This window comes from Komagataeibacter sp. FXV3 (assembly GCF_015155755.1).
In the GTDB taxonomy this organism is placed as follows: Bacteria; Pseudomonadota; Alphaproteobacteria; order Acetobacterales; family Acetobacteraceae; genus Komagataeibacter.
In genome coordinates, this window is the sequence record NZ_VWPI01000170.1 from 1 (window position 1) to 8,006 (window position 8,006).

The following is an 8,006-nucleotide window of genomic DNA, read 5'->3' on the forward strand; positions in this document are numbered from 1 at the left end:
CGCTCAACCGGGCAAGCCGCTCCTCAACATCAAAGAAACCAGGCTGTTTCATATCGCCATTCCCTCAACCAGAACCAGAGGAATGGAATCACACAGAAGGCCTCAAAACCAGTAGGTTTTTCGAACCCTCCAGGTGGAAAGCCGCGAAAATCACCGAATAATGGCGATACATACGGATTCCGGACATCCCCTCCTTTTAGATAGGCCTGCACATTCCTTTGGTTGTCGGCCTTTATATTATACGGGTCGTACTCGAGAGGTCGATCCATCGTGTCGCCACCAAGTGTCAGATCCGTCCAAGGTGACATCACGAAAGCGGCTGCGGGCAACGGCAATCCTAATGAGCGAAGTTTGAACATCACTGCCAGGGCCAGACCACCACCAGCAGAATCTCCAGCGATAATGATCTGCCTGGCAGAATAGTTCATGGACAGCAACCAGCGATATGCTGTGCACGCATCTTCCAGCGCTGCGGGAAACGGGTGTTCGGGAGCAAGACGATAGGCAAGTGAAAAAGTCATGATCCCTGCTTCGCGTCCAATCACTGCGCTAACTGGCCGCCATCCTTTTGGACTACCTAAAACATATCCTCCACCGTGCAGATAGAGCATGATTTTATGAGGGGCGGTCAGCTTGCCTGTGGACCATTCACCTTTGACAGGTCGCGTATTCACATCGGTAAACCGCAAATCAGCCGGAAGAGGAATGTTGTTAAGATAGAACGCATCCGCGCGTTGGCGCTGCTGGCGAAGCGAAGCATGTTCAGGGGTCGACGCAAAATAATCGGCGATGATGGTGCGGACATGATGCATATCTGGAGAAAGTCCCGCTGCATTTGCCCATGCTTCGAGTGCATTTTGGATAGATGCGTTACTTGCGCTGGTGTCCTTAGCTATTGCACAGATGGGCGGCAACAGGAGTGTGGCAAAAAAATATTTAAGCATGGAGCGACGTGATGCCTGGCCGCTCATAGAGGTGATATCGGGGTAATGTGGTAATTTATCCATAATTATGCACTCCTTCCGCTTATTAACACACAATATTTATGCTGCAAATGTCAACACCATAGGTATACTTTGTTGGTACTATTGCATTTAATGCTCATCGCGTTAATTCGTCCTGTTATTTTATTTTTTGTATATAGTATTATTTAATTTGTTCTTATATATCGATTCCGTGCTCGGATACTTTCATATCCACATTTTCTTCGCTGAAAGTTCCGATGCAGATACGCTAGATAGAATCCACAACATGAAAAATTGTTATTTTGACTACTAAAAACGACGCCAACCGTGGGGCTGGGTGTTTTGGCCGAAGCTCGCCTTGCTGTCTGATGGATAGAACGCCATCATGACGTCAACGTGAACAGAAATCGAAAATATATAAACCCCGAATAAAATAAATGTGCACGAAATATATATTATGTAATGTATTAATAGTTAATGGCCGCACAAGGTATAACATGTGTAATTAATCATATCCCACAATATGGGTTTCCCATTCATATATTGAAATTCCCAGATATCGCGTTCTAGGCTCAGACAACAAAAACAAGATAGCGGTCCAGATACAATGAGTGCAGGAGACCAGACATGGCCAGATGGGACACAGACCCTTGGGCGGGGCTTGTGTTTGCTGCAGGCGGTCAGCGAGGGCCACCGTTCCCTACCTGCCCTCATGACCCATGCAGGCTATACGCGCAGCACAACGCAGCGACTGGTAGCGGCTCTTGTACAAGGCCGCTGGCTCCGGCAAATGCCGGGCGACACCTATTTCCTCGGGCCACGCTTTCTGGAACTGGCACAGCACGCGCAGGAAGATAACCCCATAGCCGTAGTGGCCCGCCCCATCCTACGTGAACTGGGCCTAAAATCGCGGGATACCATCCATCTCGGTATCCGCGTCGAGAATGATGTCCTGTATCTTGACAAGGTCAACGGCCAGCGCGGATTGGAAATGCGTTCCCGCATCGGTCAGCGCATGCCCCTTGCCCTGACCGGTGTTGGACGTGCGCTCCTGCTGGATGACACAAAATCCGAATGGCGGCGTTTATATCGGGACGCGACAGAGAAAGGGACGTCTCCTGATCTGTGGCTGGAGCGGATGCACACCTACAGGAATACGGGCTGCGTGTTCGATCTCGAAGACAATGAAACGGGCATACATTGCGTCGCCGCTCCCCTGCGTGATGCACGTGGCTGCATCGTGGCTGCAATCAGCATTGCCAGCGCGGCGGTTTATCTTCCCCGCGCGCGCATGGAGGAACTATCCCCTATGGTTCTGAATGCGGCCGAAGCCATTTCGCGGCAAATGGGTTGGAAAGGACTGACTCATGAAATCGCTTGATCCCGCAAAGCCCGCACTACTGGGGCTGGATTGGGGTACATCGTCGCTACGCGCATGGCTGCTCGACGCGCAGGGTATCATCTTGCATACCCATCATGCCCGACAGGGAATTCTCCATCTGCCGGATGGTGGTTTTGCGCAGGTTCTGTCAGACATCCTCGCACAATGGCGGCTGAATGATCCGGTGCCCATGCTGGCCTGTGGCATGGTGGGAAGCATCAACGGCTGGCGGGAAGTATCCTATCTTCCCTGTCCAGCATCCTTGTGCCAACTCGCCGACGGACTGGGCCTGCAGCCTACGGCCCACGGCATGCTGCATATCGTCCCGGGCCTGCTGAAGGACGGTTCCCTACCCGATGTGATGCGCGGCGAGGAAACGCAGATTGTCGGAATAATGGGAACTGATGGGAACAGCCATCATACGGTTGTCCTGCCAGGCACACACTCCAAATGGGCGCAAGTACAAGGGCAGATTATCACAGAATTCCGGACATTCATGACGGGTGAACTGTTTGCCGTTCTTATGCGGCACAGCATCCTTGGTCGCCTGCCCTCAACAGCGCCACCTGATGACGGCTACCGTGATGAGGCTTTTGCCATGGGGGTCCGTACCGCTCAGTCTGGCATTCCTCTTGCTGGTCGCCTGTTTTCGGCCCGCACCGTTGTGCTGCGCAACAGGCTGGAACGCGCCTATACCGCCGATTATCTGTCCGGTCTGCTGATCGGGGAAGAAATCCACGCTGGCATGGCCGCGTTGGAGGCCACTCAGCACGCCACGCCTGTTCTTGTAGGCGAACGCGCATTGTGCCAGCGATATCGGCTGGCGTTTACGGTACTGGGGCACCCCCCACCTTCAATAGCGGGAAATACTGCGCCTGCCGGCCTGTTCCGGCTAGCCTGTGCCGCCCACCTGCTTGACCGGACTCCGTCCCATTTACACGACCAGAAAGGAGCTGTCATATGACCTGCTTCGACACGGCATTTACCCGTTGCCCTCTCATCGCCATCCTGCGCGGCGTGCAACCGCACGAGGCGCTCGACATCGGCCGCGTGCTGGTTGACACCGGCTTTACCATTATCGAAGTTCCCCTCAATTCACCCGCACCCTATCAGAGTATCGCTCTGCTGCAGGATACATTCGGGGACCGGATCCTGGTGGGGGCAGGCACCGTTACATCCCCTGATGCGGTGGGCGAGGTTGCCAGCCATGGGGGGCGGCTGGTTGTCATGCCCCACGCCGATCTGGCGGTGATCACGGAAGCCAAGAAGCGCGGCATGATCTGCACCCCCGGCGTGGCGACCCCAACCGAAGGGTTCGCAGCTCTTCATGCCGGGGCGGATGCCCTCAAGCTGTTCCCGGCGGAACAGCTGGGCACGAAGGCCCTGACTGCGTGGAAAAGCGTCTTCCCGCGTAGCACCCGTTTCATTCCCGTAGGGGGGATTACTCCTGATAACATGCAGTCCTATCTGGCTGCGGGCGCTGCGGGTTTTGGTCTGGGGTCGGCGTTATATCGTGCTGGAAATACAGCCGCGGACGTTGGGCGTGCAGCCGACCGTTTCATGAAGGCCCTATCCTGAATCTGTGCACCGTCCGAAGTAAAAATAACAATAACAGGAAACAAAAATGAAGATTACAGCACTACGTACCTACATGGTTCCGCCGCGCTGGCTGTTTCTCAAGATCGAAACGGATGAGGGAATTGCCGGCTGGGGGGAGCCGGTCGTGGAAGGCCGCGCCGCAACCGTTGCCGCCATGGTGGAAGAACTGTCCGATTACCTGATCGGCAAGGACCCCTTCATGATCGAGGACCACTGGAATGTCATGTACCGCGCTGGTTTCTACCGCGGTGGCGCCATCCACATGAGCGCGATTGCCGGTATTGACCAGGCGCTGTGGGATATAAAGGGCAAGGCTTTCGGCATGCCGGTATGGCAGTTGCTGGGTGGTAAATGTCGTGACCGCATCCGGGTCTATTCATGGATTGGCGGCGACCGCCCTGCCGATACGGCCCGTGCCGCAAAGGATGTGGTTGCCCGCGGTTTTACGGCAGTAAAAATGAACGGTACGGAAGAAATGCAGTTCATCGACAGTCATGAGAAAGTCGATGCGGCCATTGCCCGTGTTGCCGCCATCCGGGACGCGGTGGGACCCTATATCGGTATCGGTGTGGATTTTCATGGCCGGGTCCACAAACCCATGGCCAAGGTGCTGGCGCGTGAACTGCAGCCTTTCGATCTCATGTTCATAGAAGAGCCGGTATTGAGCGAAAATTTTGATGCCCTTCCTGAAATAACGGCCCATTGCTCCGCTCCGATCGCCCTGGGAGAGCGGCTGTTCTCGCGCTGGGATTTCAAGAAAATACTCGAACAGGGCTGCGTGGACATCATTCAGCCCGATCCGTCCCACTCTGGCGGTATTACCGAAACACGCAAGATCGCTGCCATGGCGGAAGCCTATGATGTGGCGGTGGCACTACACTGCCCTCTGGGGCCGATCGCACTGGCGGCCAACCTGCAGCTTGATGCGCTGTGCTACAATGCCTTCATTCAGGAACAGAGCCTGGGCATCCATTACAATAAAAGTAATGACCTGCTGGATTATGTGAATGATCCATCGGTCTTTTCCTACGTTGATGGCACCGTGGCCATTCCCGACGGACCCGGACTGGGAATTGAGATCAACGAGGATTACGTCAGGGAAAAAGCCGCCGAAGGCCATCGCTGGCGCAACCCCGTCTGGCGCCATGCAGATGGTTCGGTAGCGGAGTGGTAAGACCATCGCGCGTACAGAATGCCCCCGTTTCCTGTCCTGTCCCTAAAAAGGTCTGCCATTCCCATAAACAAGACAGAATAACATAGCGCATGCACCTTAATGGGCATGCAGGAGAACAAGACGTGTCGGATCAACGCACTCTCTCCATGTCCGGTCTTGCGGCAATGCCGGATGATGATGATAGCCTCAGCCCCCTCATGTTGCTGCGCCCCTACTGGCGGGTAACCCTTGCGGCATTTCTGGGCTGGTTTCTCGATGCATTCGATCAGGTTGCCCTGCTTTTGTGCCTGCCCGATATTGGCAAGAGCCTCGGCGTGGGGCTGACGGCCATGGGGCTGGTCATTACGGCTCAGAGTGTCGGGCGCATTCTGGGCAATACCAGTTGGGGCTGGCTGTCCGACCGGTATGGCCGCAAGCTTACATTCATGATCGGCGTGTTGTGGTTTGCAGCATTTTCCGGTTTTACGGCACTGGTATGGACCTATCTGGGCATGCTGGTTGTGCAGTTCCTGTTTGGTATCGGGTTCGGGGGGGAATGGACCGCCTCTGCCTCGCTGCTTATGGAAAGCGTGCCGCCACGGGCACGCTCGCTGGCCTCGTCGATCATGATGGCAGGGTATGAATGTGGTTTCTTCGCCGCTGCTGCCGTGCAGGCTGTGGTCCTGCCCTACTGGGGGTGGCGGGCCATGTTCCTGATTGGTGTCATTCCGGCCATCCTGGCCATCTTCATCCGCCGTGATGTTGCTGAAAGTCCGGTCTGGCTGCGCCTGCAGGCCACGCCCGCCTCATCCGCCACAACGCGTTCGCGCACCGGATTCAGACTGGATGGCGCAGCACTTCAGGCGTTGCTGTTCATGGCAGTCCTTCAGTTCCAGAATGCCGCGATATATAGTTTTTACCCCACTCTGTTGCGCAAGGTACAGAACCTGACCCCGGCCGAGGTCTTTCCCCTGCTGGGCTGCTACTGCCTGGGTTCACTGATTGGCAAGCCGCTCTGTGGTCTACTGGCCACACGGATGGGAGAACGAACGGTATTTGTCACATATTTCCTGATCACGATCGTGGATATCTGGCCTTTCATTTCCGCAAATTCCATGTGGGTGCTGGCTGGGGCCGCGTTGGTCATGGGGCTGTTTGGCAACAGTGTTTTTGCCCTGGTGCCGCATTATCTTTCGCAGCGCTTTCCCTCGGCCAACCGTTCCTTCGGCATGGGGTGCAGTTACGCCGTGGCGGCGCTGGGCCAGGGCGTATGCGGCTTCGTCGTGCCGTGGCTGGGCGGTCAGTGGGGCCTGCCGCAGGCCATTGAAAGTTCGGTCGTCATCGGCACGTTCATGGTGGCGGCAGTCATTTTCTACCAGCCACCAACGCTGCCCGGAAGGCATATGGAAGGTGAGGAAAGCATCACCCCATGATTCCCTCTTTCGCATTGGGCATCAGCGATGCCCAGGAACCTGTCTATCTGCCGCGACCGGATTATGACCCCGTCTGCCTTGATCCATCCTTTGCGTCCTGCCTGCTGGCCCATAGCGAGGTGGAATGTCTGGCGCGTGGCACCGAATGGGGTGAAGGCCCCGTCTGGTTTGGCGATGGGCGCTATCTGCTGTGGAGTGACATCCCCAATGACCGCATCCTGCGCTGGTCGGAGGAAACACGGCGCACATCCGTGTTCCGTGCGCCCTCACGGCATGCCAATGGCAATACACGCGACCGGGGCGGGCGCCTGATTACCTGTGAACACGAAAGCAGACAGGTCACCCGTACTGAATATGATGGTACGATTACCATTCTGGCCAGCCGGTTTGATGGAAAGCGACTCAACTCGCCCAATGATGTTGTCGTAGCCCGGGATGGTGCGATCTGGTTTACCGATCCGGATTACGGCCTGCTGAGCGCTTATGAAGGCGGCGGGACGGAAGCGGGAGAACTGCCGACCGGACTGTACCGTCTGGACACCGACGGCAGGCTCCAACAGGTCGACACGGAATTCATCAATCCCAACGGGCTGTGCTTTTCTCCCGCAGGAGACATTCTTTACGTCATTGATAGCGGTAGCCTGCCCAATACCATATGGGCCTGCGAACTGGATGCCGGGCGGACACGTATTGCCGCCCGTCACCTATTGATAGAACCGGCCCCCAATGCCCGTGCGGACGGCCTGCGTTGCGATATGGATGGCAATCTGTGGTGCGGCTGGGGCGGTGGCCCGGATCTGAACGGTGTGATGGTATTCGGCCCTTCCGGCCGGCCCCGCGCCCATATTCCTTTACCCGAACGATGCGCCAATCTGTGTTTTGGCGGCAGGCGCCGTAACCGACTGTTCATGGCGGCATCACACGGGCTTTATGCGCTTTATGTGGGCATACAGGGCCATCTTTAGCTGGTCTTTTGGTGTTTCCACGTACGAGCTGCGACGAACCGAGTTCCGTTTTACATCGGCTGTATATAGTATTTTCTGCACCCCAACCGGGCCTCACCCAGGTTAGCGTGGTTAGGCAAGCTGCTTCTGACGCCAGTATCAATCATGTCTTCTTCTACCAGAGATTTGCGATCGGAGACATGTCTACATGTAAAGGACCGTCTGTCATTGTGCTATACGGAGGCCCCGCGCACTCAAGCCGGAGGCATTGTCATGACAATGCTGCGGGCTCTGGCCGATCATGGCCTATGTGGACCATGACTCACCGTATTGTTTCCGCCTTCAGCCCGTCCGCGGATAAGGCGCGCCGTCTGTATCGATGTTATTGCCGTTCGCGGACGTGCTAGCACTACTTTGGCAGAATGTGTTGCGAGGTCTGGAGTAGAAGGTTTCCACAGTGGGGGCATTGCCCGATGGGTGGTCGCAGGATGCGATCAAGAATGGCCTGTCGTATTGCTGGCAGACTGGGCT

7 protein-coding genes and 1 pseudogene are annotated in these 8,006 nt (G+C 56.0%); 7 read left to right on the plus strand and 1 reads right to left on the minus strand.

What is annotated here, in order from left to right:
- Positions 1-29 precede the first annotated feature (29 nt).
- On the minus strand, positions 30-1,007 hold the full coding sequence (locus F1542_RS16350) for an alpha/beta hydrolase (protein WP_141302647.1): 978 nt from the start codon (positions 1,005-1,007) through the stop codon (positions 30-32).
- Between the two features lie 565 nt (positions 1,008-1,572).
- Here F1542_RS16350 and F1542_RS17260 point away from each other — a divergent pair.
- From F1542_RS17260 to F1542_RS16380, 7 genes and pseudogenes are all read left to right on the plus strand, one after another.
- Positions 1,573-1,743: pseudogene (locus F1542_RS17260) on the plus strand (helix-turn-helix domain-containing protein); the annotation flags it as partial.
- A gap of 12 nt (positions 1,744-1,755) precedes the next feature.
- On the plus strand, positions 1,756-2,346 hold the full coding sequence (locus F1542_RS16355) for an IclR family transcriptional regulator (RefSeq protein ID WP_051577497.1): 591 nt from the start codon (positions 1,756-1,758) through the stop codon (positions 2,344-2,346).
- Positions 2,333-3,310, plus strand: coding sequence for a 2-dehydro-3-deoxygalactonokinase (locus tag F1542_RS16360; RefSeq protein WP_141302651.1), 978 nt, complete (start codon positions 2,333-2,335; stop codon positions 3,308-3,310). The genes F1542_RS16355 and F1542_RS16360 overlap by 14 nt, the downstream gene beginning before the upstream one ends.
- Positions 3,307-3,924, plus strand: coding sequence for a 2-dehydro-3-deoxy-6-phosphogalactonate aldolase (locus F1542_RS16365; protein ID WP_141302653.1), 618 nt, complete (start codon positions 3,307-3,309; stop codon positions 3,922-3,924). Before F1542_RS16360 ends, F1542_RS16365 begins: the two co-directional genes overlap by 4 nt.
- A 46-nt stretch (positions 3,925-3,970) precedes the next feature.
- Entirely contained in the window at positions 3,971-5,119 is a 1,149-nt protein-coding gene (dgoD, locus tag F1542_RS16370; RefSeq protein WP_025812613.1) for a galactonate dehydratase, read from the plus strand.
- A 122-nt stretch (positions 5,120-5,241) separates the two neighbouring features.
- Entirely contained in the window at positions 5,242-6,531 is a 1,290-nt protein-coding gene (locus F1542_RS16375; protein ID WP_227001135.1) for an MFS transporter, read from the plus strand.
- Positions 6,528-7,496, plus strand: a complete 969-nt coding sequence (locus tag F1542_RS16380) for an SMP-30/gluconolactonase/LRE family protein (RefSeq protein ID WP_025812611.1) — start codon at positions 6,528-6,530, stop codon at positions 7,494-7,496. Before F1542_RS16375 ends, F1542_RS16380 begins: the two co-directional genes overlap by 4 nt.
- The last annotated feature ends 510 nt before the right edge of the window (positions 7,497-8,006 follow it).